Annotated in this window: 27 protein-coding genes; 17 read left to right on the top strand and 10 right to left on the bottom strand. The window is 61.5% G+C overall.

All coding sequences use genetic code 11. The annotated features are described in order from the left end of the window. Positions 1-41 precede the first annotated feature (41 nt). Positions 42-1034 carry a lipase family protein gene (locus tag UCMB321_RS11065; RefSeq protein WP_040066468.1) on the bottom strand — a complete coding sequence of 331 codons (993 nt, stop codon included), beginning with the start codon at positions 1032-1034 and terminating at the stop codon, positions 42-44. A gap of 413 nt (positions 1035-1447) precedes the next feature. On the opposite strand from UCMB321_RS11065, the gene UCMB321_RS11060 reads away from it, so the two are divergent. The 5 genes from UCMB321_RS11060 to UCMB321_RS11040 all read left to right on the top strand — a co-directional run bounded on the left by UCMB321_RS11060 (position 1448) and on the right by UCMB321_RS11040 (position 6931). Continuing rightward, positions 1448-2767, top strand: a complete 1320-nt coding sequence (locus tag UCMB321_RS11060) for an MFS transporter (RefSeq protein WP_040066466.1) — start codon at positions 1448-1450, stop codon at positions 2765-2767. 25 nt (positions 2768-2792) lie between these two features. Beyond that, positions 2793-3545, top strand: coding sequence for a maleate cis-trans isomerase family protein (locus UCMB321_RS11055; protein ID WP_040066464.1), 753 nt, complete (start codon positions 2793-2795; stop codon positions 3543-3545). Between the two features lie 21 nt (positions 3546-3566). After that, the gene (locus UCMB321_RS11050) at positions 3567-4487 is read left to right on the top strand and encodes a LysR family transcriptional regulator (RefSeq protein ID WP_084614924.1); all 921 of its coding nucleotides are present in this window, start codon (positions 3567-3569) and stop codon (positions 4485-4487) included. Between the two features lie 118 nt (positions 4488-4605). Continuing rightward, a complete protein-coding gene (locus UCMB321_RS11045; protein WP_040066463.1) occupies positions 4606-5817 on the top strand; it encodes an MFS transporter in 1212 nt (403 codons plus the stop codon). Positions 5818-5836: 19 nt separating this feature from the next. After that, a complete protein-coding gene (locus tag UCMB321_RS11040; protein ID WP_245220779.1) occupies positions 5837-6931 on the top strand; it encodes a Gfo/Idh/MocA family protein in 1095 nt (364 codons plus the stop codon). Positions 6932-6935: 4 nt separating this feature from the next. Here the strand turns inward: UCMB321_RS11040 and UCMB321_RS11035 are convergent, their stop codons facing one another. Next, positions 6936-7820, bottom strand: a complete 885-nt coding sequence (locus UCMB321_RS11035; RefSeq protein WP_040066458.1) for a LysR family transcriptional regulator — start codon at positions 7818-7820, stop codon at positions 6936-6938. A gap of 150 nt (positions 7821-7970) precedes the next feature. Between UCMB321_RS11035 and UCMB321_RS11030 the strand changes: the two genes are divergently transcribed. The 4 genes from UCMB321_RS11030 to UCMB321_RS11015 all read left to right on the top strand — a co-directional run bounded on the left by UCMB321_RS11030 (position 7971) and on the right by UCMB321_RS11015 (position 11463). Next, on the top strand, positions 7971-9068 hold the full coding sequence (locus tag UCMB321_RS11030) for an alkene reductase (RefSeq protein ID WP_040066455.1): 1098 nt from the start codon (positions 7971-7973) through the stop codon (positions 9066-9068). 86 nt (positions 9069-9154) lie between these two features. Beyond that, positions 9155-10060 (top strand): LysR family transcriptional regulator, encoded by a 906-nt coding sequence (locus tag UCMB321_RS11025; protein ID WP_040066453.1) that lies wholly within the window; start codon positions 9155-9157, stop codon positions 10058-10060. A gap of 184 nt (positions 10061-10244) precedes the next feature. Then, the gene (locus UCMB321_RS11020; protein WP_040066450.1) at positions 10245-11003 is read left to right on the top strand and encodes an SDR family oxidoreductase; all 759 of its coding nucleotides are present in this window, start codon (positions 10245-10247) and stop codon (positions 11001-11003) included. Between the two features lie 58 nt (positions 11004-11061). Next, entirely contained in the window at positions 11062-11463 is a 402-nt protein-coding gene (locus UCMB321_RS11015; RefSeq protein ID WP_040066447.1) for a nuclear transport factor 2 family protein, read from the top strand. Positions 11464-11520: 57 nt separating this feature from the next. Here the strand turns inward: UCMB321_RS11015 and UCMB321_RS11010 are convergent, their stop codons facing one another. Then, positions 11521-12681: a DJ-1/PfpI family protein gene (locus tag UCMB321_RS11010; protein WP_245220778.1), complete on the bottom strand. Its 1161-nt coding sequence runs from the start codon at positions 12679-12681 to the stop codon at positions 11521-11523. 38 nt (positions 12682-12719) lie between these two features. Between UCMB321_RS11010 and UCMB321_RS11005 the strand changes: the two genes are divergently transcribed. The 3 genes from UCMB321_RS11005 (at position 12720) to UCMB321_RS10995 (ending at position 14453) form a co-directional block, all read left to right on the top strand. Next, on the top strand, positions 12720-13724 hold the full coding sequence (locus UCMB321_RS11005) for a GlxA family transcriptional regulator (RefSeq protein ID WP_040066445.1): 1005 nt from the start codon (positions 12720-12722) through the stop codon (positions 13722-13724). 223 nt (positions 13725-13947) lie between these two features. After that, positions 13948-14139: a hypothetical protein gene (locus UCMB321_RS11000; protein WP_040066442.1), complete on the top strand. Its 192-nt coding sequence runs from the start codon at positions 13948-13950 to the stop codon at positions 14137-14139. A 113-nt stretch (positions 14140-14252) separates the two neighbouring features. Continuing rightward, entirely contained in the window at positions 14253-14453 is a 201-nt protein-coding gene (locus UCMB321_RS10995; RefSeq protein ID WP_040066439.1) for a hypothetical protein, read from the top strand. Between the two features lie 82 nt (positions 14454-14535). Here UCMB321_RS10995 and UCMB321_RS10990 read toward each other — a convergent pair whose 3' ends face one another. After that, positions 14536-15402 (bottom strand): SDR family NAD(P)-dependent oxidoreductase, encoded by an 867-nt coding sequence (locus tag UCMB321_RS10990; RefSeq protein ID WP_157015915.1) that lies wholly within the window; start codon positions 15400-15402, stop codon positions 14536-14538. A gap of 2 nt (positions 15403-15404) precedes the next feature. Next, on the bottom strand, positions 15405-16103 hold the full coding sequence (locus UCMB321_RS10985) for a pirin family protein (protein ID WP_040066438.1): 699 nt from the start codon (positions 16101-16103) through the stop codon (positions 15405-15407). 128 nt (positions 16104-16231) lie between these two features. Here UCMB321_RS10985 and UCMB321_RS10980 point away from each other — a divergent pair, with 128 nt between their 5' ends. Next, the gene (locus UCMB321_RS10980) at positions 16232-17128 is read left to right on the top strand and encodes a LysR substrate-binding domain-containing protein (protein ID WP_040066435.1); all 897 of its coding nucleotides are present in this window, start codon (positions 16232-16234) and stop codon (positions 17126-17128) included. A 3-nt stretch (positions 17129-17131) separates the two neighbouring features. On the opposite strand, the gene UCMB321_RS10975 is transcribed toward UCMB321_RS10980, so the two are convergent. From UCMB321_RS10975 to UCMB321_RS10955, 5 genes are all read right to left on the bottom strand, one after another. After that, positions 17132-17917 carry a sulfite exporter TauE/SafE family protein gene (locus UCMB321_RS10975; RefSeq protein WP_040066526.1) on the bottom strand — a complete coding sequence of 262 codons (786 nt, stop codon included), beginning with the start codon at positions 17915-17917 and terminating at the stop codon, positions 17132-17134. Between the two features lie 159 nt (positions 17918-18076). Further along, on the bottom strand, positions 18077-18472 hold the full coding sequence (locus UCMB321_RS10970; protein WP_040066433.1) for a GFA family protein: 396 nt from the start codon (positions 18470-18472) through the stop codon (positions 18077-18079). A 79-nt stretch (positions 18473-18551) separates the two neighbouring features. Beyond that, positions 18552-19322: a class I SAM-dependent methyltransferase gene (locus tag UCMB321_RS10965; RefSeq protein WP_040066430.1), complete on the bottom strand. Its 771-nt coding sequence runs from the start codon at positions 19320-19322 to the stop codon at positions 18552-18554. A gap of 44 nt (positions 19323-19366) precedes the next feature. Continuing rightward, positions 19367-19909 (bottom strand): DUF4174 domain-containing protein, encoded by a 543-nt coding sequence (locus tag UCMB321_RS10960; protein WP_040066427.1) that lies wholly within the window; start codon positions 19907-19909, stop codon positions 19367-19369. A gap of 69 nt (positions 19910-19978) precedes the next feature. Then, complete coding sequence (locus UCMB321_RS10955) at positions 19979-20881, bottom strand: LysR family transcriptional regulator (protein ID WP_040066425.1); 903 nt, start codon at positions 20879-20881, stop codon at positions 19979-19981. A 141-nt stretch (positions 20882-21022) separates the two neighbouring features. Between UCMB321_RS10955 and UCMB321_RS10950 the strand changes: the two genes are divergently transcribed. The 4 genes from UCMB321_RS10950 to UCMB321_RS10935 all read left to right on the top strand — a co-directional run bounded on the left by UCMB321_RS10950 (position 21023) and on the right by UCMB321_RS10935 (position 24644). Beyond that, positions 21023-21721 carry a CoA transferase subunit A gene (locus UCMB321_RS10950; RefSeq protein ID WP_040066422.1) on the top strand — a complete coding sequence of 233 codons (699 nt, stop codon included), beginning with the start codon at positions 21023-21025 and terminating at the stop codon, positions 21719-21721. A gap of 37 nt (positions 21722-21758) precedes the next feature. Further along, positions 21759-22418 carry a CoA transferase subunit B gene (locus UCMB321_RS10945; protein WP_040066419.1) on the top strand — a complete coding sequence of 220 codons (660 nt, stop codon included), beginning with the start codon at positions 21759-21761 and terminating at the stop codon, positions 22416-22418. Between the two features lie 14 nt (positions 22419-22432). Further along, positions 22433-23611, top strand: coding sequence for an acetyl-CoA C-acetyltransferase (locus UCMB321_RS10940; RefSeq protein WP_040066417.1), 1179 nt, complete (start codon positions 22433-22435; stop codon positions 23609-23611). Between the two features lie 274 nt (positions 23612-23885). Further along, the gene (locus tag UCMB321_RS10935; protein ID WP_040066414.1) at positions 23886-24644 is read left to right on the top strand and encodes a DJ-1/PfpI family protein; all 759 of its coding nucleotides are present in this window, start codon (positions 23886-23888) and stop codon (positions 24642-24644) included. Positions 24645-24735 lie beyond the last annotated feature (91 nt).

The following is a 24735-nucleotide window of genomic DNA, read 5'->3' as shown; positions in this document are numbered from 1 at the left end:
GGCAACCGCAACTCGAACATCTGAACGACGAGACTATCGCACTAGCTGCCAAACGGTGGCGGCATCGGTATATCGCCGAGCTGCAAGCCCAGCAGTGTCATGTACTCGTAGATGTGCTGATATCCGGATTGAGACTCATAACCTGTGCACTTGGATTGAAGTTGCCCACAGAGCCGCAGCTCCATGTTCGCGCTGCCCATTCCCCATTGCGTATAGTTCAGATTATTGGTCATAATCGTATCCATTTTTTTACAAACCCTGTTCCTCATGGTTTCATCAATGGGGTCGGCATCATATAGCGTCAGGGAGTAATCGAGAGAAGTTGCGCACCACGCCATCGGAACAACATCCAAAGTGTTGTAGATGCGTAGCGCATTACCGGCCATTTGCTGATTGAAGTAGCTCGCAAAAAAACCATCGCCAGCCGTGGGCGCAGCAATCGTTTCGCAATAAAATTTAAAGCCCGGAAATTTGTCTTTCAGATAAAGCGCGACCACCGACATGAGCGCACCGCCAAGGCTATGTCCAACCAATCGGATCGTCGCCCCACTTTGCTGCTTCCCTAGAAAATCGCACAGCGTGCCCTCAGAACCGATAGTGGATGCCGTAGTCAATATCGCGTTCGCCCCATCTGAAGTTCCCTGCGCGATGTTCGCCCACACCTGGCAGCCCGTGATAACGCTCTGCAATGGCACCATTGGAAAAATATCCAGATCGTCCACCTGATCCTTTAAAGAATCCTTAAGTGTCCCACTCGTCACCACGACGATGTCGTTCTCATTTTTTCCGCCGATCAGCACCGCTGTGATGTGCGCTACGTGTTCGCCATCCATCACCAGAGCGGGGCCCCAGGCCACGCCATAACCGCCGCCTACCTTGGAGGCATTGAGACGCGAATGAATATTGTCTTTAACCTGACTCGGCGTAGGATTCTTCATGTTTTTCCAGGACTGCGAATACAACGCCGCATTGTTGACCACGAAAGCGTGTGTAAGACTGATTTGCCTTTGCTGAAGTGAGTCTAGCGAAGTCATGACTGCTCCTTGTCTCGAAGAAAGTTTCCAGTGGCCTGTGTGGTTAATCCGGACGCCGAAGTTGAGGGCACGAATTAACCATACAAGTCATCAGGGACCAACGAAAACCTATGGCAGCCGTCGATCCTTCTGGGCCAGCAAGACCGAGTGTAGTCGCAGTTTTTTGAAGCGTGAGTGCAATGCGCTGAACGAATGCATCGCCGCAATGTCATGATGGTCGCCGTGTCAACGAGCCACCTCAGCCAGCCCCCTCCCTCACCATCGCCATTGGCGATGGCAAGCTCGTGAATGCCTGATATACGACGCCTCCCTCCCCTCCTAACATCGGTCGCAGATGAGCGTTCGTCTGCCGATCACCTTCGTCGGCGCACGAGTTTCCAAAAATAATAAGTTCAGACCCACGAGGTTCAATCATGAAAACCCTAGAGGCCAGTTCCACGGCCAGTGCGTCTTTAGTCGATGGCGTCGGTCAACTCAGCGCCAACCAGCGCTACGTCACATTGGGCGGTTCCTGGGCCGCCTGGTTGTTCGATGCCCTGGATGCCACCATCTTCGGCTTTGTCCTGCTCGCCGTCGCCAAGACCTTTTCCGTGGGCCTGGGCGACGTTGTCTCCACCGTTGCCTGGTTTCTGCTGGCCACCGGTATCGGCGGTTTCTTCCTCGGCAATATCTCCGACAAGATCGGCCGCAAGAAAACCATGATGCTGTCGGTGTTCGTCTACGGCTCCGGCACCTTGCTCTGTGCCTTTGCCGACAGCCTTTGGCAGCTCAATGTGTTCCGCTTCTGCGTCGGCATCGCCGTCGGTGGCCTGTGGTCTGCCGCCGCAGCGCTGGTGTCGGAGATCTGGCCGGCAGCCGGTCGCGCCAAGGCCTTTGCGGTGATGCAGACCGGCTGGTCGGGAGGCGGTCTTCTGGCGGCGATTTTCGCCTGGAGCTTCCTCGACGGCGGCAACCCCGAGTCCTGGCGGACGCTGTTCATCTACGCCTCGATCCCGGCCTATCTCACCCTGGTGTTCATCTGGCTGTTCGTCAAGGAATCGCCGGTTTGGCTCGCCAACCGCGAATTCATGCGCCATCACACCGACAAAGGCCGGCTGATGGAAATCTTCCGCCCGCAGTACCTGAAAGTGACCCTGCTGGGCCTGGGCATTTCGGTACTGGGGATGTACGGCTACTGGATCATCACCACCTTCATGCCGGCGTACCTGCAGAACATTCTGAATGTGCATATCGACCAGGCACCGGTGTTTGTCATCTGGATCGGTATCGGCGCCACCCTGGGTTATCTGACCTACGGCTACCTGGCCGAAAGCATCGGTCGGCGCTTGTCGTTCGCGGTGTTCTTCAGTGGCATGGCGATCATGGTGCCGGTGTTTGCCTACTCGGCGACCTTGATGCCCTTGACCGACGGCAAGCTGTTGTTCACCCCCCAGAACGTCATCACCCTCGGTTCGCTGGCGGCGCTGCTGGGCTTCTTCACCGGCTATTTCAGCGGCTTCGGCGCCTGGTACTCGGAACTGTTCCCCACCAGCATCCGTTCTACCGCGTCGGGTTTCTGCTTCAACTTCGGGCGGGTCGGCGCGATTGCCGGCATCAAGCTGGTACCGGTGCTGATCCCACTCATCGGCTTCACCGCCACCATTTCCCTTGCCTCCGTTTCCTACGTCATCGCCGCCGTCATGGTGTTCACGCTGCAGGAAACCAAAGGCGTTCAACTCACCAGCGGCAACTGACCTGCACTGTTCAAAGGAAAATCCCATGAAAAATTTTCGCATCGGCCAAATCGTTCCCAGCTCCAACACGACGATGGAAACCGAAATCCCGGCCATGCTGACCTCGCGCTACGAGCTGTTTCCGGAAGAGCGTTTTACCTTTCACTCCTCACGCATGCGCATGATGCACGTCAGCCCCGAGGAGCTGAAAAAGATGGACATCGACAGTGATCGCTGCGCGCTGGAGCTGAGCGACGCGCGAGTCGATGTCATGGCCTACGCCTGTCTGGTGGCGATCATGTGCCAGGGCCCGGGTTATCACAAAGTCTCGCAGGAGCGACTCAGCAAAACCGTGGCCTCCAACCAGTCGAACGCCCCGGTTCTCAGCTCCGCCGGTGCGCTGATCGACAGCCTGAACATGCTCGACTACAAGAAAATCTCGATCATCACCCCCTACATGAAACCGCTGACCCAGCAGGTGATCGACTACATCGAGGCGGCCGGCATCGAAGTGGTCGACTCCATCAGCCTGGAAGTGTCCGACAACCTCGAAGTCGGTCGTCTGGACCCGATGAACCTGGTGGCCCATGCCGACAAGCTGAACATCGGGCAAGCCGATGGCGTGGTGTTGTCCTGCTGTGTGCAGATGCCATCGCTGCCGGCGATCCAGATCGTCCAGGATCGCCTCGACAAGCCGGTGCTGTCCGCGTCGGTCGCCACCGTTTACCAGATGCTGAAAACCCTTGGCCTCGAGGCCAAGGTGCCGAACGCCGGCCATCTGTTGTCCGGGGCATTCTGAGCCGATGCCCGGGGAGGTACTATGCTGGCCATTCAGGTCAGCCCACCGGTACCTCCCATGAAACTCGATCCGGTCTCGTTGCGACTGTTCGTCAGCGTCGTCGAAGAAGGCACCATCGCTGCCGCCGCCAAGCGCGAACACATCGCGGCGGCGGCGGTCAGCAAGCGACTCAGTGAACTGGAAGAACTGCTCGACTCGAAACTGCTCAACCGCACCAACAAAGGCATCGCCCCGACCGACGCCGGCCTGTCGTTGCTGTTCATGGCGCGCAGTGCGCTGAACAACCTCAATGAAATTGTCGTGCAGATGCGCGACTACTCCCACGGTCGTCGTGGCTCGGTGCATGTCTTGGCCAATATCTCGGCCATCACCCAGTTCCTGCCCGGCTTGATCAAGTCGTTCATGGACCTGTATCCACTGATTCACGTCAGTCTCGAAGAAAAGCAAAGCCTGGCCATTACCAAGGCCGTGGCCGAAAACCGCACCGACATCGGCATCTTCACCCGTCTGCCCCATGGCGCCGACATCGAGGTGTTCCCGTTTCGCACGGATCGCCTGGTGTTGCTGGTGCCCGATGGCGATCCGCTGGCCAAACGTCAATCGGTCAGGTTCAGCGAAACCCTTGAGCACGAATACATCGCCTTGCGCAGCGGCACCCACCTGAATTTCCAGCTGATCAAGGCCGCCAACGACCAGGGACGCTCACTGAAAATCCGCATGGAAGTCTCCAGCTACGACGCCCTCTACCTGATGGTTCAGGCCGGACTGGGCATTGGCATCCTGCCCGAGGGGACTGCGGATATTTACAAGATGGACGGGGCGAAGGTGGTCAGGCTGGACGAGACCTGGGCATCGCGCGAACTGAGCGTGTGCGTGAGATCGCGCGAGGCGCTGTCGGGCGCGGCAAGATTGTTTCTTGAGCACTTGCTCGAAAGGCCGTGAGTCTCAACTGACTGATTACGGACATCCAGGCCCGAAATGTTCGGACCCCTGGCGTATTTTTCCCAACGGCATCTGTTCCTACACTGGGGTCCATCAACTTTCTCTCAGTGGGAATACCATGGACTCAAACCAGTTTATCAAGGGCAAACGGCCGCTTTATTGGCTGGCCTTGGGCACCTTTGCCGTCGGTACCGAAAGCTTCATGATCGCCGGCCTGCTGCCCGGCATGGCGGAGGATCTTGACGTCAGCGTCGGCGTGGCGGGCCAACTGGTCACGGTATTTGCGCTGGCCTATGCACTGGGCTCTCCGATCCTGGCCGCGCTGACCGGGCACCTGAATCGGCGCAAGCTGCTGATCGGGGACATGGCGTTATTTGCAGTGGCCAATCTGCTGGCCTTTGCGGCCAGTGGCTACTGGTCGTTGATGGCCGCGCGGGTGGTGTTGGCACTCGCGGCAGCGGTATATGTACCCGGTGCGAATGCGCTGGCCAGTGTGGTGGTGTCACCCGAGCAGCGTGGCCGTGCCATCGCCATCGTCAACGGCGGCCTGTCGCTCGCCATCGCCCTCGGTGTTCCGGCGGGCACCGTGCTGGGTGCAGCCATGGGCTGGCGCGCCACGTTCGCCAGCGTCGCGATCCTTTCCGCGCTGGCCGTCGCCGGCTTGCTCATGGGACTGCCACGGGAAATAGGCGCCGGCCTTGCCACCGCGAGTCTGCGCCAACGGGTTGCAACCGCGGCCCAGCCAGCGGTATTGCGTACGCTGCTGATCACCACGTTGTGGGCGATGGCCAGCTACACCACCTACACCTACCTCGCCCCGCTTCTGGAAGCCACCACCCCCATCAATGGGCCGGCGATAGGTTTCGTGCTGTTCGGCTGGGGCGTTGCCGCCGCCATCGGCCTGGCCATCAGCGGCCCGGCGGTCGACCGCAAAGGTCCGCGCGCGGTGATCCTGCCGGCGTTGGCGACCTCCACCACGGCCTTCATCGTCCTGTCACTGGCGCCGCACTTTGCCGGCCAGCAGCTCGCGGTGGTGCCGATTGTCCTCGCCATCGCGGCCTGGGGCGTGGCGCACTGGGCTTTCTATCCGGCCCAGCAAACTACGCTGGTCGGTCTGGCGGGCGTGGCGAGCGCGCCGGTGGCGCTGTCGCTCAATGCTTCCTTCATGTATCTCGGCTTCTCACTGGGTGCGGGTCTCGGCTCCCTGACGTTGCGCTACAGCGCGTTGACCCACCTTGGCTTCGTCAGTGCCCTCTGCGCGGCGGCGGCCTTGAGCCTGGCCTATGCCTCCGGCCGCCGACCCGCACCGCAACTTTGCCCTTCAAACTAAGTTCAGGAGCTTCATGACCATGCCCTCTAAAATTCGAGTGGGTCTCATTGGCGTCGGTAACTGGGCCGAGTACGGCCACCTGCCTGCCCTCAAGCTGCTTCCCGACTATGAGCTGACGGCCGTCCACAGTCGCGACCTGGGTAAGGCCGCCGAACTGGCGCAGCGCCACGGCATTCGTTTTGCGCTCGACTCCATGGAAGCCTTGGTGAACCATCCGGAAGTGGACCTGGTGGTCGTGCTTAACACGGCCCCCCAGCACGAGATCACCGTGCGGGCAGCCATCGCCGCCGGCAAGGATGTGTACTGCGAATGGCCGCTGACACCCAGCAAGGCCGTATCGCAGGAACTGATGGAGCTTGCTGAGCAAGCTGGCGTTCGCCATATCGTCGGATTGCAGCGTCGACTGCACCCGGACTATCGCTACGTGCGCGACCTGTTAAAGGACGGCTATATCGGGGAACTGCGTTCGGTGCGGCTGCATATCAGCGTCGAATACTTCCAACGGGAACGCATAGCCGCCCTGCACTTCACCATCCCGCCGGAGAATTTCTCCAGCCTGCTCTCCATCTATGGCGGTCACTATTTCGATGCCGTGTTCAGCATGCTGGGCCATCCGCACAGCATCAGCGCTCTCACGGTCAACCAGTTCCCGGAAGTGACGCTGATCGAGACGGGCGAGGTCCTGAAACATACGACGGCCGACCAAATCGTGCTCAACGGTACCTTCTCCAACGGCGCGGTGCTGACGGCCCATATCGAGGCAGGAAAACGCAACAACTACGGCATTCAATTGGATCTGACCGGCACCCAGGGTGATATCAGGATCAGTAACACCACCGCCTTCGGCAGCGGGTTCTACACCCTCGAGGCCGCCCAGGGAGATGCTCAACCCCTGCAACGGCTCAAGGTGCCGCCACGCTACAACTGGCTGTCGGAGAACAACCTGGACAACAGCCAGCAGGAAATAGCCAACCTGTATGCCGCCTACGCGCAGGATGTGCGCGATGGCACGCACCAGGCTCCCACCTTCGCAGACGCCTTGTGCATGCACGAATTGATCGAGGCCATCGAGACATCCAACCGCGAAGGCGTGCGCCTGACGCTGGAGGCGTGAACCATCAGATCCGCAAGTGCGCACTCATGTAGTCAATGAACACCCGCAGCTTAGGTGAGGCATAGCGGCTGGCTGGCCACAGCATCCAGAAGACGACCTGGCGGTCCAGGTAGTCGTCCAGCAAGGTGACCAGTTGGCCGCTTTCCAAGGCTTCGCGCACCAGGAAGACGGGCAGGAAGGCAATGCCCCTGCCCTGGATGGCGGCATAGGCAAGGGGCTCGATGGTGTTCGACGTCATCGTGGCGGGCAGCACCAATTCAGCCTCGGAGGCTTCGAGCCGCAGCGGCCAACGCTCCAGCTTTCCCGTTGAGGGAAACTTGTGTTGCAGGCAGAAATGGCGTTCCAGTTCACGCGGATAGGCAGGCATACCCTGGCGCTTGAGATACGCGGGCGACGCCACCAGCACATGCGCGCAGGAGCCCAAGCGGCGCGCGGCCAAGCGGGAATCGGCTTGCTCGCCGGTCCGAATCACCGCGTCGAACCCCTCCTCGATCACATCGACCATACGGTCGCAAAAATCGATATCCAGCTCGACTTCCGGATAGCGCTCCATGAACCCGTCAAAGGCTGGCATCATCAGGTTGCCCAGCAGCGGCGTGCCCACGCGAAGCCGCCCACGCGGGCTGCCCGCCAGGCCCGACAGCTCGGACTCGGCCGCGGAGACCTCGCTGAGGATGCGGCGGCAGCGCTCAAGGAACACCGTCCCCTCGGCCGTCAGCGTGATGCTCCGTGTGCTGCGATGAAACAGCCGTACGCGCAAGCGCTCTTCCATCCGGGCGATGGTCTTGCCCACGGTCGAGGACGACACCCCCAACTGCCGGCCGGCCTCGGTAAAGCTGCGTGTTTCGGCAACCTGCACGAACATCGAAATGCCATTCAGACTTTCCATCACCTTTCCTGTCTGCCCCGGTAGTACCCCGCCCACAACGCTGGATTGCGGAAAAACGGTCCGAAATGTTCGGCCTCACGAGCTATTTTTCCTCAACCATCGCGCACCTATATTACGACCATCATCTCACTCCTGACAGGAATCGATTTCATGTCCAAATTGCATACGAGCATCAAAGTAGGCCCTTATCAAATTGCCCACCGCGTCGTCCTGGCGCCGCTGACCCGCATGCGCGCCGAACCGGGCGCCATTCCTGGCCCGCTGATGGCCGAGTACTACGCCCAGCGTACCACTGCCGGTGGGCTGCTGATCGGCGAAGCCACCATCGCCGCCGCCAATGGTAACGGTTACCTCGGTGCTCCCGGCCTGTATGACGATAGCCAGATCGAGGGCTGGAAGCTCGTGACCGACGCCGTCCATGCCAAGGGCGGAAAAATCTTCCTGCAGCTTTACCATGCGGGGCGCCAGTCCAATAGCCTGCTGCAGCCGGACGGTGGCCAGCCTGTGGCTCCTTCCGTCGTGGCCGGCGGCCTGTCCTTCACCGAGTCCGGCTGGACCCCCGTCTCCCCGCCACGCGAACTGACCGTCGCGGAAATCCGCCAACTGGTGGAAAGTTTCCGCGCTGCCGCCGAACGTGGTATCGCTGCCGGCTTCGACGGCGTGGAGCTGCACTCGGCCAACGGCTACCTGTTCGATCAATTCCTGCAGGACGGCAGCAACCAACGTACGGATAACTACGGTGGCTCGTTCGAGAACCGCAGCAGGTTCCTGCTGGAAGCCGTACAGGCGGTGATCTCCGTCTGGGGCAGCAATCGGGTGGCGGTGCGTCTGGGGCCAAGCGGCAATTTTGGCGATATGTCCGACAGCGACCCCGTTGGCCTGTTCACCTATGTCGCACGCGAGCTGAACAAGCTGGACCTCGCCTATCTGCATCTGATCGAGCCGCGCATCCTGGGTGTCGCCGAGGACGAGCGCCGGGACCAGAATCCGGTGGCGTCCCAACTCATCCGCCAACACTACAAGGGCACCCTGATCGCCGCGGGCGGCTTCTCCGGTGATTCGGCGAAGGCCATCCTGGAGGCCGGCGATGCCGACCTGATCGCTTTTGGCCGCCACTTCATCGCCAACCCTGACTTGCCGGAGCGCCTGCGCAACGGCTGGCCGCTGAATCCGTACGACCGCGAGTCGTTCTTTGGTGGCACGGAGGTGGGCTACACTGATTATCCCTTGTACACCGAAGTGGCCTGATACGCTGCACCGCCGGCAACTGGGGGTCATCTGTGCCCTCAGTTGCCCCTGGGCACCTGTTTCGTTTCCAAAGAGGTGCCAAGCCTATGAAGGACCTTTTCACCTACAGACTTTTCACCAGGGTGGCGCGACTGGGCAGCTTTTCGGCCGCGGCACGCGAAGTGGGTCTTTCTCAATCCCAGGTCTCCAGGAGTGTTGCCGAGCTCGAAGCCGATCTCGGCACGCTGCTCTTGGCGCGATCGACCCGCGCGGTCGTGCCGACTGAAGCGGGGGCGGATTTTCTATCGCGTATAGAGCCCATCCTTGCAGCCGTGGAAGAAGCCGAGCAGAGCGTTCGCGGCGGTGGAGAGCTGCGCGGCGTCGTGCGGATCAGCATGCCGACGAGCATCGGCGTGAGGGAAATCATTCCGCGTATCGCGCCGTTCGCGGCGATGCACCCCAACCTGCATATCCAGGTCATGCTCGCCGATCACTGGCAGGATCTGGTCCGCGAAAATATCGATGTGGCGATAAGGCTGGGGCATCTGTTGGATTCCACTGCCACGAGCCGTCAGATCATGACCATCTCCCGATTCATTCTCGCCTCCCCCGCCTACTTGCGCACCGCCGGAGAGCCGAGGATACCGGAGGACCTGCAATCCCATCGAATCATCGCGGGGCCTGCCTCGACGGTCCCTAGCGGCTGGCTGTTCACGCGCAATGGAGAGACCCGGGTCATTGCGCTCGAGGCTCACTTCTCCACCGACGAAAATGAGGGCGCTGTCGCCGCCGCAACCGCTGGATTGGGGATCACGTCGACAACGGCCTGGGCCTGCCGGCGTGAGCTTGAAAGCGGCGAACTCGTCGCGCTGCTCACCGATTGGGAGACCCAACCCGTCCCTGTGCATGCCTACTTCCCCCATGGTTCGCGTACCCGCAGTGCCGGCCGCGCCTTGATCGAGCACCTTGTAGCCAGCCTCCAGGGTGAGGACGCTAACGCTTCGAACCTGTAGGTCGATGACGCTCGCCGCATTGCCTATGCATCCCTTGCATAGAAGATAGCGAAAAAGAGTGACTACTCAGATCCCGCCGAAATTGCCAATTTAGTGCCAGCACCCTGCACGACGCATCGGTCGACCTGTTCACCCGGGCGGCGCGCTGGACGGTCTTTATTTTCCCTCTTCCAGGAGAAATGTCATGCGTATGACTGGCAATACGATCTTCATCACCGGCGGCGGCTCCGGTATTGGCCAAGGCCTGGCCGAAGCGTTCCACAAACTCGGCAATCAGGTGATCATCTCCGGCCGGCGCAAGGAGCGGCTGCAGCAGACGCTCGACGCCAATCCCGGCATGGTCGCCATCGAGCTCGACATCACCGACCCGGACAGCATCCAGGCGGCCGCAAAGACGCTTATCGCCGATTACCCGGACCTGAATGTGCTGATCAACAATGCCGGCGTGATGATGCTCGATCACGCGGACAAACCCGTGGACGATGCACTCGCGTTGTCGACCGTCACCACCAACCTGCTCGGCCCGATCCGCATGACCTCGGCATTGATCGAGCATCTGAAGGCGAAGCCCGATGCAGTGATCGTCAACGTTTCCTCCGTGCTCGGCTTCGTGCCGATGGCGGTGACGGCGGTCTATTCGGCGACCAAGGCGGCGCTCCATTCCTACACCTTGTCACAACGCTACCTGCTACGCGGCCATGGCATCCAACTGGTCGAAATCGCGCCGCCTTGGGTGCGCACCGAACTGCTCGATAGCAGCGAGGAAGAGCGTGCCATTCCTCTCGACCAGTTCATTGCGGGCACCATGGAGCAGTTCGAGAGCGGCGTGGACGAAATCCTCGTCTCACCCGCCGAGGCGATGCGCGCCAACCCGGGTCCGAACGAGCATGCGTGGGTCAATCAGTTCAACGACATGATCGCCAACGGGCCGGCTTTCGGCTGACCTCGCCGGGCGGCCCCAGCGGTCGCCTGCCTCTCACATCGCCAACAGGACCAAGACCATGACCGCACGTACCCCCGCCGAGAACAAGGCCATCGTTCTCGAAGGCTTCGAAACCCTCTTCAATCGCAAAGACCTGGTTGCGGCCGAACGCTTCTGGTCGTCCGTCTATACCCAACACAGTGCTCATGTGCCCCCAGGTCGCGAGGGCCTGTTCGAGCTGGTCGCCACGGCGTCACCCGACATGCGTTACGAATGCCAGCTCGCGGTAGCGGAAGGCGATTTCGTCATGCTGCACGGCCGCTTCTCCGGCCTCGGCCAACCGACGAACTGGGTCGTGGTCGATATCCTGCGCCTAGAGGATGGCGTGATGGTCGAACACTGGGATGTCATCCAGGACGAGGTGACGCGCGAAAACTCCGTTGGCGGCCATCCGATGTTCGGCGATCAGTTTCCAGGCTGACGCTCCTGAGCAAGCACTCGGTCGTCTTTGCGGCGATCAGCACCTACCTGGGATGGATCATCGTTCAGGATACTCAAGCTGGAGTGCCACAAAGTCGGCGGTTGCAACACCGTACCGACTGGCAATGTTTTCCAGTGCGACATCCAGTGCGGTTGCCGATGCACCGGTGTAAGACGTTAAAACCTGTTGACCCGGGCGCGACGCGACGGCGGGAATCAGGAGCAAGCCGCGCCGGGACCTGACCATTGCGGCGATACTGGTTGCTGCCGCTTCGGATCGGTAGGTTCGGGACCAGGCGTCGGCGGTCAGTGCCACGCCAATTTCGTCGAAGCCATCTTCGACCGGCACCTCGACGGTCTCGTGTCCCCAGAACGAGAGCAGGTTTGCGACCGCGACAGCGACGCGACCGGCGCTCAATCCGAAGGGCGCACTGTCATGCTCGGGGCCCCACGTGGCCACACCCAACCGCTTGGCCGTCGCATCGGCCGCAGCCCGCCCGGCGATGGCGTCAACAAGCGCCAGCGACGCGGGAATCGAAGCGCTCACGCCTGTCGTCGTCATCACGTTTCGGTCAATGACATAGCGGCGGTTTCGGACCCATGTTGTGTTGGGGTTCTGCTTTTTGAGTTCACTCAAGGAATACCAGTGCGAAGTCGCCATCCTGTCCCGCAGAAGTCCGGCGTTGGCAAGAATCCACGCACCGTCGCAGATCGAAACCACCAGGGCCCCCTTGGCCGATTGGGCACGAACCCACGCAAGCAAGGAGGGTCTATCCGTTCGATGCATGGCCGGCACGATCAGGATGTCTGCGCCGTCCGGGGTCGATGCATCGAACTCGGCGGTGGTCGTATCTGCACGGACCTGAAGTGCCGGCATGAGTTTTATCGTGCCCGGTTCGGTCGACACCGCCAGTACGTCCGCCACCCGCGACTCCTTGAGGACTCCATATGGAATCACGAAATCGGTGGTTTCAGTCCCGGCGTTGTCAGCCAGCACGACGATCAGGGGACGCGTTCGCCCGGCTTTGGGCGTCGGGACCTGAAGTGCGCTCGCTGCCTGACTGTCGGGGCCGGGCGTCGTGCCGGGCGTCGATGGCACGGAGCATGCCGCCAATGCAAATAACGCCAACGCCAGTGTTGCGATCGTGATCCGGAAAGCCTGCCGCATGAACGGTCTCTTCTTAGCTGAATTGCCTGCCGGGAAAATTAAACGCATCATGCGATGACTGAAAGGTCAATCTAGTCGCATTTTCCGCCATGACTTACTTGCAACGTGGGACACGTGAGATCGCCGTGATCGGCTTCGATGGCGTTCAGTCTCTGGATATCGTCGGACCGATGGAAGTGTTCGCCGTAGCGAATCTCCATAGCCCCGCCGGCGTCATGCCTTACAGGATCACGCTGGCCTCGCACACGGGTGGCGAGATTACCACCCATGCCGGTTTGCGGCTCGCCGGAGCGGTCGCACTCGACGACCTCCCTGATGAACTGGACACGATCGTCATCGCAGGTGGCAGCGAGGCGGCGTTGCGTCACGCCGCCTCCGAGGATGGGGTTCTGCCGTGGTTGCGAGCGCGTGTCCCACGGACGCCTCGAATCGCCAGCGTCTGCACCGGTGCCTTCGTGCTGGCGGCGGGAGGATTTCTCGACGGGCGTCGAGCGACGACACACTGGAACGCATGCGCATTGCTACAGGCGCTCAGGCCGGCCATTCAGGTTGAGCCCGACGCGATCTTCATTGCGCAGCCGCCTTTTTACACCTCGGCAGGCGTCACCGCCGGAATAGACTTGTGCTTGTCGTTGGTGGAGGCCGATTGCGGCTCAACCGTTGCCCTTGCAGTCGCGCGCGAACTGGTTCTCTATATGCGTCGACCGGGCGGGCAATCGCAGTTCAGTGCAGGGCTGAAGGTCCCTGCGAGTGCCACGCCGCGTCTGCGTTCTCTGATTGCAAGCATCATCGACGATCCAACCGGGGATCTCTGCGGTGCGGCGCTTGCCGAGCGTGCAGGCATGAGCGAGAGGACACTGTCGCGGGTGTTCCGTAAGGAGACGGGCCATACCCCTGGATATTTCATTGAAGCGGCCCGTGTCGATCGCGCGAAGATACTGCTCGAAACTTCCGACTGGCCGCTTGCACGCGTCGCTGAACGTGCAGGTTTCGGCAGTATGGATGCGTTGCACAGGGCCTTTCTCAAGCGCGTCGGGGCGACACCCGGCTTCTACCGGAAGAGATTTGGGCCGCATTCCGATTGCACGTCCTGATCTGCGTAAGGCTTCCCCCTGCCCTTTAGCAGCTCTACTCGACTCTGCGATCCACGGCAGCAACGGCCTATCAGCACGCCGACAACCAGACCGGTTCTAACCGCAAGGTGGCGATGGTCACGAGCTGAAACATCACCACGCTTCAAAAAATGGACGCCACGGGTACAAAATCCGCCTGTCAGCACCACAAACCTATACCCCCATCCCGACGATGGATGACCCCATGTTGAGAGAAGAGCGCGAACACCTGGAGTTGGAAAACCTTTCGGTCGAAACTCGCAAGCTCATGGCAGAAATGAGCAAGCTGAACACCGAAAAAGAAAAAATAAAGCGTGAAACCGTGCTTTACCCCTTCGTCGTTGGAGCAAGTCTGATCACCGCCCTGGTCGCACTACTCACATTTCTGGACAAGTAGGCAAAAGCGGTCAAAGACTTGAGCATTCGTCGGTGCCAAATCACCGTTAGTCGAGGGGTTGTGCGGTCGGACGACCATGCCTCCAACCACGCCCTTGAATGAGGATAAACATCATGCAAACCCCACGTACCGAAGAACCCCGCAGTCTGTCTGAGGACCTGATACAACTGCGTGCCGACGTGGCCGCGTTTCACCAAGAAGCAAGAAATACGCCCCCCTATGATCCTCGAAAGGTTTGGTTGTCTTTCGGACTAGGCGCCGGCATGGCGCTGGCCGTGTTTATCATCGTCTCGCTAATGAAGCACCTGAGCTGATCGTCTACGAACGCGCAACGCGCCTTGAAGCATTACCGGCCTCGACCTTCTCTTTCCCGAAGGTAACTGCCTCTCACTGCGGTTAATCGCCCTCCATCCCCGCCAACACCGCACTGTCACTCCACAATTGCTGCGCCACATCATCACGACGAGCGAGTTCGGACGGCTCCGGCCAAGTCAGCTCGCCTCTCACCAGGGACGCATAAAGCCGCCCTCTCGGTGGGGCAATCCGCCCCAACGCCAGATCGGCCAGGGCTTCCCCGGCTTGTATCCGCATGACATCCGCGAAATAGGGACTCAATGCCATGGGCGGTGCCGTGAGCGCTCCGGCAGGCAAATTGCGACCCAGGCCGGTGCCGGGGATATAGCCCGGGTTATAGGCGATGACCCGCAAGCGCCGCGCCTTGACCTCCGATGAAGCCGCAAAGGCACGCGCCGTCAGCAGATTGCACAGCTTCGAGGTGGCGTAGGCGCGGAACCCGGACTCGAATGCCACATTGCCCTGCGCGCCTTTCCCAAGGTCCGAATGGGCCAGTTGTTGTGCATCGACAAACGGAAACGGCGCAACCGGACTGAACTGGGGGTCATGGGTATTGCTGGTGGTCAGCACCACGATTGCATCGCGGGCCAACGCAGGCGCCAACAGACGCAACAGCAGATAATGCCCCAGGTGATTGACCGCAAAGGTCGTCTCGTAACCGTCCACCGTACGCGCCGCCGTGGGAAAGCTGAGCCCGGCATTGAGCACCAGGGCATTGATCTTCGTCTTGCCCAAGGTGTCGAGCACCTGCCTGGCGAACTGCCTGACACTGCCCAGGCTCGCCAGCTCCAGCGGCAAGCGGGTGGCTCGCCCACCCAAGATGAGCTGGGTGTCAGGGGCAGCACCCAGTTGCTGCGCTGTCGCTTCCCCCAACCCGAAAGTCCCACCGGTCATGATGATCGTCTTCATGCTCAGAACACCTCGACCAGTACCACTTCGGTATCGTCGATGGCCTCGACAACGAGCATCGACTCCCGAGTCATGGCGACCCCATCCCCCGCCTCGACCCTTTCGCCATTGACCCTCACCGCGCCGAGCACCGGCACCAGATAGCCCTGGCGAGTGTCCGAACAGCACTGGCTCAAGGACTGCCCGGCCTTGAGCGTCGCGCCGAGCACACGGGCATTGGCGCGGATCGGCAAGGCGTTTTCATCGTCAGGCATCCCGCTGGCCAGCACGACCCATTGACCGGCCCGATCAGACTTGGGAAAAGGACGCGTGCCCCAGTGGGGACGCCCACCGTTTTCCCGCGGCCGCAACCAGATCTGGAACAGCCTCAACGGCACGCTGCCCGCGTTGCGCTCTTCATGCCGAATGCCGGTCCCGGCACTCATCGCCTGCACGTCACCGGCCTCGGTGCGGCCTTGCCCGCCGACACTGTCCCGATGGCTCACCGCGCCTTCCAGCACGTAGGAAACGATCTCCATGTTTTCATGACCGTGCATCGGGAACCCGGTGCCGGGCGCGATCTCGTCGTCGTTCCAGACCACCAGCGCCCCCAGCGGACGGTGGGCGGGATTGCCGTCGGCCGTGGCCATGAAGTGATGACGGGCCTTGAGCCAGCCATAGTCGCCGCCGCCAAGATCGGCCTTTAATCGATGCTCTAACATTTCAGCTCCTGAAAAAGCGGCCGATTGCCGCGTAAAGAGCATAAATTTGAAACGAACAAAGAAGAACGGCTTAAAAAACAATGCTACGTTGTAGAAAATAGAACGATCAGATCACCGCGAGACAGGCCATGGACCCTCTGACCGATTTGAACAACATGTACCTCTTCGCCAAGGTGGTGGATCACGGCGGATTTACCGCTGCGGCGAAGGCGATGGGGTTGCAAACGTCCAAGCTCAGCCGTCGCGTCGGGGCACTCGAAGCGGAACTGGGCGTACGCCTGCTCAATCGCAACACGCGACGGGTGTCCATGACCGACGCCGGTCGATTGTTCTACCAGCATTGCGTGGCCCTGGTGGAGGAAGCCCGGGCGGCGAAGACAGCCATCGAGCAGACCCGCGCCTCTCCCCAGGGCGTGGTGCGAATCAGCTGTCCATTGGGCGTCTTGCAGATGGGGGCCAGGGCCATTCTGTCTCAGTATCTGGTAGACAACCCGTCAGTGCGGATCATGCTCGACGCGACCAACCGACGCGTCGATGTCATCGAGGAAGGATTGGACATCGCCGTGCGCGTGCGCCTGCTGCCATTGGATGACTCCCAGCTGACCCTGCTGCCCCTGCAGAGCGCTCCTCGCATTCTGGTCGCGAGCCCGGCCTTGCTGGCACAGCATGCAACACTCACTGATCTGGACGACTTGGCGCAGATGCCGACCTTGGCCATGGCCAACACCAACGACAAATACCAATGGCACTTCCAGGCGCCGCAGCCGGTGGTGTTCAGCCACCAGCCAAGGTTGGCCACCGATGATCTGGAGACGTTGCGTGAAGCGGCCTTGAGGGGAATAGGTGTCGCGCAGTTACCGAGCAATCTGGTTCAGAACGATCTGGCCCAGGGCCGCCTCCTGCAAGTCCTGCCCGACTGGCCATCGCCCGAGGGCAGTCTGCACGCCATCTTCCCCTCCCGGCGTGGCATGGTTCCAGCCGTGCGCGGTGTGCTGGATGCCTTGCTGGCGGGGTTCAACCGGTAACGGTCAGAACACCAGCTTGTAGCCGATGGAAAACAGCATGAGCGCCAGGCAAGGCCGCAGGACTCTGTCGGACACCCGCCCGGCCAGATGGCTGCCGATGTAGATCCCCGGCAGCGAGCCCATCAACAGGAAGCCCAGCAGCTCCCAGTTCATGTTGCCCATGCTCGCATGCCCCAGGCCCGCGACCAGGGTCAGCGGCACCGCGTGGGCGATTTCCGTGCCCACCAGGCGCCGGGTCGGCAGGAACGGATACAGGATAAACAAGGCCACCGTGCCCAGGGCGCCGGCACCGATGGAGGTCAAGGCCACCATGGTGCCGAGGATCAGGCCGGTCACCAGCGTCAGCCCGTTCAACTTCGAGTCACTGATCTGCGAGTGATCGACACCACGCCGATGGGCAAACGCCAGCAACTTGTTCTTGAACAGCACCGCCAGTGCCGTCAGCAACAGCACGAAACCCAACGACTGCTTGATGATGCTGTTCAAGGCTTCGGGCGCGGTGTGCAGGCTGTGCAGGAACCACAAGGTCAACATCACCGCCGGCACGCTGCCCAGGGTCAGCCAGCCGGTAATTTTCCAGTCGATATTGCTGTTCTTCCGGTGCACGAGCACGCCACCGGACTTGGTGATCGCCGCGTAGAGCAGGTCCGTGCCCACGGCCGTCGCCGGGTTGATACCGAACCACAGCAGGATCGGTGTCATCAACGAACCGCCACCCACGCCGGTCATTCCGACGATAAAGCCGACCACCAGGCCCGCGACGACAAAACCGAAATTAGCGACATCCATTAGCAAACCCTGCGAATTCAGCACAACCACAAACAATATGGCGGGCAGCATAGCGCCTAACGTTATGACTCTTTATATAATTATAATCTAACGTTATAACTCATCGTGGTATGCGAGCTGTATGGGAAACCACTTGCCTATTGGTGCAAAGCCATTCAGTCAGCGCCCCGGCTGCCATTCCGGATGCTCGGCCATTCCTTCATATTGCAGCCACGGCACGTCATGGGAGACCCAGATGTGATGCTCGGCCGCCACGCCCGGATCGTCATCCAGGGTCGCGACACGCACAATCACCAGGGGCAGGTTCGGCCTCTCGGCCATCAGATGCGAGCCGCACCGCGAACAGAAATGGCGCAGCTTGCCCGGCGAGGACTCGTAGGTCGTCAGTGTTTGCTGGCCCTTGAGCCAGCGAAAATGCTCGCGCTTGACCCCCGCGGTGGAGGCAAACGCCGCCGCATGGGTTTTGCGACAGGTATGGCAATGACAATGCCCGATCGGCATGTCGATACCGTCGATTTCATACTCGACGGCCCCGCAAGCACAGCTGCCTTTCATATCCGCTCCTTGGCCGTGCCCCTCTTCAGGGTCGCATCCTGACCTGCTCGGTAGTGGGAGTTAAGCTGGCCAATGGGCATCAGTCCAGGCGAATGCAGCGATAGGCCTCGGTCCGGTAAGGGAAGTCGATGGTCGGCCGGTCGCGCAATGCCGGATGGGTTTGAATCAGCGCCTGAAGTTGCTCGGTGACCACTGCCTTCTCGGTCGCCGGCAATGCCGCAATGAAGCTGACCGACAGAAAGCGGTCGATGATGACTTCCTGGGGCGTACCCACATGTGTGTACTCAAAACGACTCAGCTCCGGTGCCGAGAAGTAGCGGCCGTTGAACGGCTGGCGCCAGGCGCCCGTATGAAAGCGCGGCGTATCGCCCTCGTAGGGGGTAATGATCCGGGTAATGGCCGCTACCCAGTCGACCGACTCATCCCGCACATTCCACACCAGCCCGAGTCGCCCGCCGGGCTTGAGCACCCGGTGCATCTCGGCCAGTGCCGCCTCGTGAGCGAACCAGTGAAAGGCCTGGGCACACAGCAGCGCGTCGCACACCTGGGATTCCAGCGGTATGTCGTCGGCCGTACCCGACAGTGCCCGGACCATCGGCAACCGTGCGACCAGCTCGGCGCGCATCGCATCGACCGGTTCGATGGCCGTCACCGTGGCTCCGGTCTCCGCCAGCAATCGCGTGAACTTGCCGGTGCCTGCACCGAGGTCGATAACCTGCCCGCCCGGCACGATGCCCAACGTGTCGCGAAGCCACGGCAGCAGTTCGGCGGGATAGTCAGGACGCCCGTGAGCATAGGTTTTGGCTTCAGCGCTGAAACCGACTTGTGCAGCCTTGTGAACACCCGACATTGCAATGACCTCCATGGATTGATCCCGATGAATACCGCCCAGCCTCAGTCATCCAGATCCTTGGGCGGCTTGCTGGCCTTGGCGCCTTTCGCGCCCTTCTCCGGTTTGGCTTCCGGCACCGCTGGGGGTGGCGGTGGAACGGCGGCTTTCTCCGAGGCCGGCAAGGCATCGACTGCACTGAACACGTCCTTGAGCGCCATCGGCCCATCGTGTTCCAGGATCTTCTGCTCGCCATCCTTGCCCACCAGGATCACCGTGGACTTGCCCTCCGGCGTGACCCCCAGCTTGAGCCCGCGAATCAGCGCCATGGTGCTCGGCTGTTCCATCCATTTGCCCGCACGCTTGCCGACGGTCTGGGCCACTTCGTAGAGCACCAGTTGACGCTCGTCGACGTCCTTCTTGTTGGCCGGGTCTTCGATGGCCTTCTTCAGGCTGACCAACGTGGGATCCGCCGTACTCGGCGCAATCACGATCAGTGGACGGTACTTTCCCAGATCCAGGGCCAGCGGGGACGCCTCATCGGCCGCCCAGAGAGGACTGGCAGCAACGACGGACAGTACGGCGAGGGTCAAAGACCGGATGAACATACACACCTCCTTCGGATATCCATGGGCTAATGATTGCGCATCGCAGCAAAAGGTCCACCAGCAACGCAGTTATTTTTCAAAATTCAGGTAACTCGATCTTTCTTCCAGCAAGACATCGAACAACGCCTGGGCCGCCGCCGACAGCTCATGGCCGGGTTTGGTCAGCACGCCGATGGCCCGCTCGACCACCGGATCACGCAAGGTGATGCAACGCGCGCCCAACTCGCGCATCTGCCCGATACACAGCGCCGGCACCGCACTCACCCCCAGCCCGCTGGCGACCATCCGCCCCACCGTTGCCAATTGATGGCTCTCGAACTCCACCGGCAGGCTCATGTCCCGGGCCCGCAAATGCTCTTCCAGCATCACCCGTACCGTGGACGGACGCTGCAAGGTGATGAAAGGCTGCGTGAGCAAGGTGTGCCAGTCGATCTCCGCCTGATCGCCCCAGGGCGAATCCGTCGGCACCACGGCAACGAAGCGGTCGATATACAACGGAGTGAAGGCCAGCGATGAACCCTGCTGCGGCTCAAACGCCACGCCCAGCTCCACCTGGCCCTCACGCACCATCTCCAGGACCTGCTCGTTGATCACGTCGTTGACCGTGACATTGACCTGGGGATAGCGTGCACGGAAGGTCTTGAGGATCGGCGGCAGCAGGTTGCCGGCGAACGACGGCATGGCCGCCAGGGTCACGCGGCCACGCTGCAAGGTGAAACGCTGGCGCAGTTCGTCCTCGACATTGTCCCAATCGGCGATCAGGCGCCGGGCCAGGGGCACCAGCACCTCGCCTTCCGGGGTCAGCGCAACGTTACGGGTGTTGCGGCTGAACAGCCGCCCGCCCAAGCCTTCTTCGAGGGCCTTGATCGTCAGGCTCAAGGCCGACTGCGACAAATACAGGCGCTCGCCCGCCACGGCAAAGCTCAGGCTCTGGGCAACGGCGAGAAAGGCCCTAAGCTGTTTAACAGTCATGGACGAGGTCTCTACTGGATAAACGGGTATTCTTGAACTTTATCAATCAATCGCCATTAAAAATCAACTTAACAAATATATCTCCCGGAGCAACACTCACCTCCAACGGCGAGTCCGACAAACAACAAGAGGATGGTGCATATGGCAGGTTTCGATAAACGCGTGTCTTCCTACGAAGAGGCCCTGGCCGGGCTCGAGGACGGCATGACGGTCATCAGCGGCGGCTTCGGCCTGTGCGGTATCCCCGAGAACCTGATCGCCGAGATCAAGCGCAAGGGCACCCGCGACCTGACCGTGGTCTCCAACAACTGCGGCGTCGACGGTTTCGGCCTCGGCGTGCTGCTGGAAGACCGGCAGATCCGCAAGGTAGTCGCCTCCTATGTCGGCGAAAACGCCCTCTTCGAGAAACAACTGCTCAGCGGTGAAATCGAGGTGGTGTTGACCCCGCAAGGCACCCTGGCGGAAAAAATGCGCGCCGGCGGTGCCGGTATCCCGGCCTTCTTCACCGCTACCGGAGTCGGCACCCCGGTCGCCGACGGCAAGGAAACCCGTGAATTCCACGGTCGTCCGTACCTGATGGAAGAGTCCATCACCGGCGATTTCGCCATCGTCAAAGGCTGGAAAGCCGACCACTACGGCAATGTCATCTATCGCCACACCGCCCAGAACTTCAACCCGCTGGCCGCGACCGCCGGCAAGATCACCGTGGTCGAAGTCGAGGAAATCGTCGAACCCGGCGAGCTGGACCCGACGCAGATCCATACCCCTGGCATCTACGTCGACCGGATCATCTGCGGCACGTTCGAGAAGCGCATCGAACAGCGCACCGTGCGCAAGTGATCGCCAGCCCCCTACTCGACTAACGGAGAACAAGAACATGGCACTTTCCCGCGAACAAATGGCCCAGCGCGTCGCCCGCGAGTTGCAGGACGGCTACTACGTGAACCTGGGCATCGGCATTCCGACCCTGGTCGCCAACTACATCCCCGCCGGCATGGAAGTCATGCTGCAATCGGAAAACGGCCTGCTCGGCATGGGCGCCTTCCCGACCGAAGACGAAGTCGATGCCGACATGATCAACGCCGGCAAGCAGACCGTCACCGCCCGTACCGGCGCCTCGATCTTTTCCTCCGCCGAATCCTTCGCGATGATTCGCGGCGGCCATATCGACCTGACGGTGCTGGGCGCCTTTGAAGTCGACGTGCACGGCAACATCGCTTCCTGGATGATCCCCGGCAAGCTGGTCAAGGGCATGGGTGGTGCGATGGACCTGGTGGCCGGCGCGGACAACATCATCGTCACCATGACCCATGCGTCCAAGGACGGCGAGTCGAAACTGCTGCCGCGTTGCAGCCTGCCGCTGACCGGCGCGAACTGCATCAAGCGCGTGCTGACCGACCTCGCCTACCTGGAAATCGAAAACGGTGCGTTCATTCTCAAGGAGCGGGCGCCGGGCGTCAGCGTCGAAGAGATTGTCAGCAAGACCGCGGGTAAACTGATCGTTCCCGACCACGTGCCTGAAATGCAGTTTTCCTGATGAGGAATGAAGCGATGCAAGATGTAGTGATTGTCGCTGCCACCCGTACGGCGGTGGGCAGTTTCCAGGGTTCGCTGGCGAACATCTCGGCCGTGGACCTCGGTGCGGCGGTAATTCGCCAGTTGCTGGCCCAGACCGGCCTGGACGGTGCGCAGGTCGATGAAGTGATCATGGGCCAGGTGCTCACCGCCGGCGCCGGGCAGAACCCCGCGCGCCAGGCCGCGATCAAGGCCGGCCTGCCCCACGCGGTGCCGGCCATGACCCTGAACAAGGTCTGCGGCTCGGGCCTCAAGGCCCTGCACCTGGCGACCCAGGCGATTCGCTGCGGCGATGCCGAGGTGATCATTGCCGGTGGCCAGGAAAACATGAGCCTGGCCAACTACGTGATGCCCGGTGCCCGCACCGGCCTGCGCATGGGCCACGGCCAGATTATCGACACCATGATCAGCGACGGCCTGTGGGATGCGTTCAACGACTACCACATGGGTATCACCGCCGAGAACCTGGTGGCCAAGTACGACATCAGCCGTGAAGCCCAGGATGCCTTTGCCGCCGCGTCGCAACAGAAAGCCGTGGCCGCCATTGAAGCCGGGCGTTTCGTCGACGAGATCACCCCGATCCTGATTCCCCAGCGCAAGGGCGACCCGGTGGCCTTCGCTACCGACGAGCAACCGCGCGCCGGCACCACCGCCGAGTCGCTGAGCAAGCTCAAACCAGCGTTCAAGAAAGACGGCACGGTCACCGCCGGCAACGCCTCGTCGCTGAACGACGGCGCCGCCGCCGTGATCCTGATGAGCGCCGCCAAGGCCGAGGCACTCGGCCTGCCGGTGCTGGCGAAGATCGCCGCCTATGCCAACGCGGGCGTCGACCCGGCGATCATGGGCATCGGCCCGGTCAGCGCCACCCGTCGGTGCCTGGACAAGGCCGGCTGGTCCCTCGACCAGTTGGACCTGATCGAAGCCAACGAAGCCTTTGCCGCCCAGTCGTTGTCGGTGGGCAAGGAGCTGGGTTGGGACGCGGCCAAGGTCAACGTCAATGGCGGCGCGATTGCCCTGGGTCACCCGATCGGTGCTTCGGGTTGCCGGGTGCTGGTGACGCTGCTGCATGAGATGATCAAGCGCGATGCCAAGAAAGGCCTGGCGACCTTGTGCATCGGTGGTGGGCAAGGCGTGGCGCTGGCGATCGAGCGCTAGTCCACGACGGCGCAGCTCCCACAAATCGGCGTATCACCGCTCAACCGCGCCGAACCTAAATCCTGTGGGAGCTGGCTTGCCGGCGATGAGGCCCTTGAGCCTTGCGGTGTCTGTACGGACGTCATCGCCAGCAAGCCGGCTCCTACAGGTCGGCGTATCGACGCACAATGCTGTGGTGCCATCTCCTACAGGAATCATGGCGCTATCCTGCCCAGCCAGCCCCCGATCCTGCTGCTATCCTCGATAACTACTCCGTAGCCATCGAGCCGCCTGCATGATCCTGATCCTGCTCCCCCACTCCGACTACGACCCGACCGAAAGCAGCGTCCCCTGGCAGGCCATGTGCCGGGCCGGGATCGAGGTGCGCTTCGCCACCCCGCTGGGCGCCCCGGCCTATGCCGATCCACGTCTGGTGGAGCACGGTTTCGGCCTGCTGAATCCCATGCTGATGACCCGCGACAGCGACCTGCAAAGCTACAACGCGATGCTCGCCGACGCGCATTTCCGCCAGCCGCTGGCCTACGCCGATGTCGACCCCGAGCAGTTCGAAGGTTTGCTGGTACCGGGCGGACATGCCGAGGGCATGCGCAGCCTGCTGGAATCGGACGAGGCCAAACGCATCGTCCTGCACTTCTTCAAGGCCGGCAAACCGGTCGCTTCGGTGTGCCACGGCCCGCTGCTATTGGCCCGCACCCTCGACCCCGACAGCGGGCGCTCGGTGCTCCACGGGCGCAAGGTCACCGCGTTGCTGTCCACGACCATGGAGCTGGCGGCCTGGCTGATCACCGCGCCATGGCTCGGGCGCTATTACCGGACCTATCCGCAAACCGTCGAGTCCGAGATCAAGGCCGCGCTGGCCAGTCCGAAAGACTTCTCCCAGGGCCCGCCGGCGCTGCTACGCGATTCCGCGACCAAGCCGGGCCGTGGCTTCGTGGTCCGCGACGGCAACCTGCTGACCGCGCGTTGGCCAGGAGACTGCCATCGCCTGGCCGCCGAGTGGATAAAGATGCTAAGACCCACGCCGTCCCTGTAGGAGCTGGCTTGCCGGCGATGGCACCCGCAAGATCGATGCAGGACTCACCGGCCTCATCGCCAGCAAGCCGGCTCCCACGGTACGGTGTTTC

This window comes from Pseudomonas batumici, from assembly GCF_000820515.1.
In the GTDB taxonomy this organism is placed as follows: domain Bacteria; phylum Pseudomonadota; class Gammaproteobacteria; order Pseudomonadales; family Pseudomonadaceae; genus Aquipseudomonas; species Aquipseudomonas batumici.
This window is presented reverse-complemented; position numbering and strand designations above follow the sequence as displayed.

Bases quoted from the DNA above. Each gene is read 5' to 3' on its own strand.
- UCMB321_RS11065 (WP_040066468.1), bottom strand. From the start codon at position 1,034: ATGACTTCGCTAGACTCACTTCAGCAAAGGCAAATCAGTCTTACACAC.
- UCMB321_RS11060 (WP_040066466.1), top strand. From the start codon at position 1,448: ATGAAAACCCTAGAGGCCAGTTCCACGGCCAGTGCGTCTTTAGTCGAT.
- UCMB321_RS11055 (WP_040066464.1), top strand. From the start codon at position 2,793: ATGAAAAATTTTCGCATCGGCCAAATCGTTCCCAGCTCCAACACGACG.
- UCMB321_RS11050 (WP_084614924.1), top strand. From the start codon at position 3,567: ATGCTGGCCATTCAGGTCAGCCCACCGGTACCTCCCATGAAACTCGAT.
- UCMB321_RS11045 (WP_040066463.1), top strand. From the start codon at position 4,606: ATGGACTCAAACCAGTTTATCAAGGGCAAACGGCCGCTTTATTGGCTG.
- UCMB321_RS11040 (WP_245220779.1), top strand. From the start codon at position 5,837: ATGCCCTCTAAAATTCGAGTGGGTCTCATTGGCGTCGGTAACTGGGCC.
- UCMB321_RS11035 (WP_040066458.1), bottom strand. From the start codon at position 7,820: ATGGAAAGTCTGAATGGCATTTCGATGTTCGTGCAGGTTGCCGAAACA.
- UCMB321_RS11030 (WP_040066455.1), top strand. From the start codon at position 7,971: ATGTCCAAATTGCATACGAGCATCAAAGTAGGCCCTTATCAAATTGCC.
- UCMB321_RS11025 (WP_040066453.1), top strand. From the start codon at position 9,155: ATGAAGGACCTTTTCACCTACAGACTTTTCACCAGGGTGGCGCGACTG.
- UCMB321_RS11020 (WP_040066450.1), top strand. From the start codon at position 10,245: ATGCGTATGACTGGCAATACGATCTTCATCACCGGCGGCGGCTCCGGT.
- UCMB321_RS11015 (WP_040066447.1), top strand. From the start codon at position 11,062: ATGACCGCACGTACCCCCGCCGAGAACAAGGCCATCGTTCTCGAAGGC.
- UCMB321_RS11010 (WP_245220778.1), bottom strand. From the start codon at position 12,681: ATGATGCGTTTAATTTTCCCGGCAGGCAATTCAGCTAAGAAGAGACCG.
- UCMB321_RS11005 (WP_040066445.1), top strand. From the start codon at position 12,720: ATGACTTACTTGCAACGTGGGACACGTGAGATCGCCGTGATCGGCTTC.
- UCMB321_RS11000 (WP_040066442.1), top strand. From the start codon at position 13,948: ATGTTGAGAGAAGAGCGCGAACACCTGGAGTTGGAAAACCTTTCGGTC.
- UCMB321_RS10995 (WP_040066439.1), top strand. From the start codon at position 14,253: ATGCAAACCCCACGTACCGAAGAACCCCGCAGTCTGTCTGAGGACCTG.
- UCMB321_RS10990 (WP_157015915.1), bottom strand. From the start codon at position 15,402: ATGAAGACGATCATCATGACCGGTGGGACTTTCGGGTTGGGGGAAGCG.
- UCMB321_RS10985 (WP_040066438.1), bottom strand. From the start codon at position 16,103: ATGTTAGAGCATCGATTAAAGGCCGATCTTGGCGGCGGCGACTATGGC.
- UCMB321_RS10980 (WP_040066435.1), top strand. From the start codon at position 16,232: ATGGACCCTCTGACCGATTTGAACAACATGTACCTCTTCGCCAAGGTG.
- UCMB321_RS10975 (WP_040066526.1), bottom strand. From the start codon at position 17,917: ATGGATGTCGCTAATTTCGGTTTTGTCGTCGCGGGCCTGGTGGTCGGC.
- UCMB321_RS10970 (WP_040066433.1), bottom strand. From the start codon at position 18,472: ATGAAAGGCAGCTGTGCTTGCGGGGCCGTCGAGTATGAAATCGACGGT.
- UCMB321_RS10965 (WP_040066430.1), bottom strand. From the start codon at position 19,322: ATGTCGGGTGTTCACAAGGCTGCACAAGTCGGTTTCAGCGCTGAAGCC.
- UCMB321_RS10960 (WP_040066427.1), bottom strand. From the start codon at position 19,909: ATGTTCATCCGGTCTTTGACCCTCGCCGTACTGTCCGTCGTTGCTGCC.
- UCMB321_RS10955 (WP_040066425.1), bottom strand. From the start codon at position 20,881: ATGACTGTTAAACAGCTTAGGGCCTTTCTCGCCGTTGCCCAGAGCCTG.
- UCMB321_RS10950 (WP_040066422.1), top strand. From the start codon at position 21,023: ATGGCAGGTTTCGATAAACGCGTGTCTTCCTACGAAGAGGCCCTGGCC.
- UCMB321_RS10945 (WP_040066419.1), top strand. From the start codon at position 21,759: ATGGCACTTTCCCGCGAACAAATGGCCCAGCGCGTCGCCCGCGAGTTG.
- UCMB321_RS10940 (WP_040066417.1), top strand. From the start codon at position 22,433: ATGCAAGATGTAGTGATTGTCGCTGCCACCCGTACGGCGGTGGGCAGT.
- UCMB321_RS10935 (WP_040066414.1), top strand. From the start codon at position 23,886: ATGATCCTGATCCTGCTCCCCCACTCCGACTACGACCCGACCGAAAGC.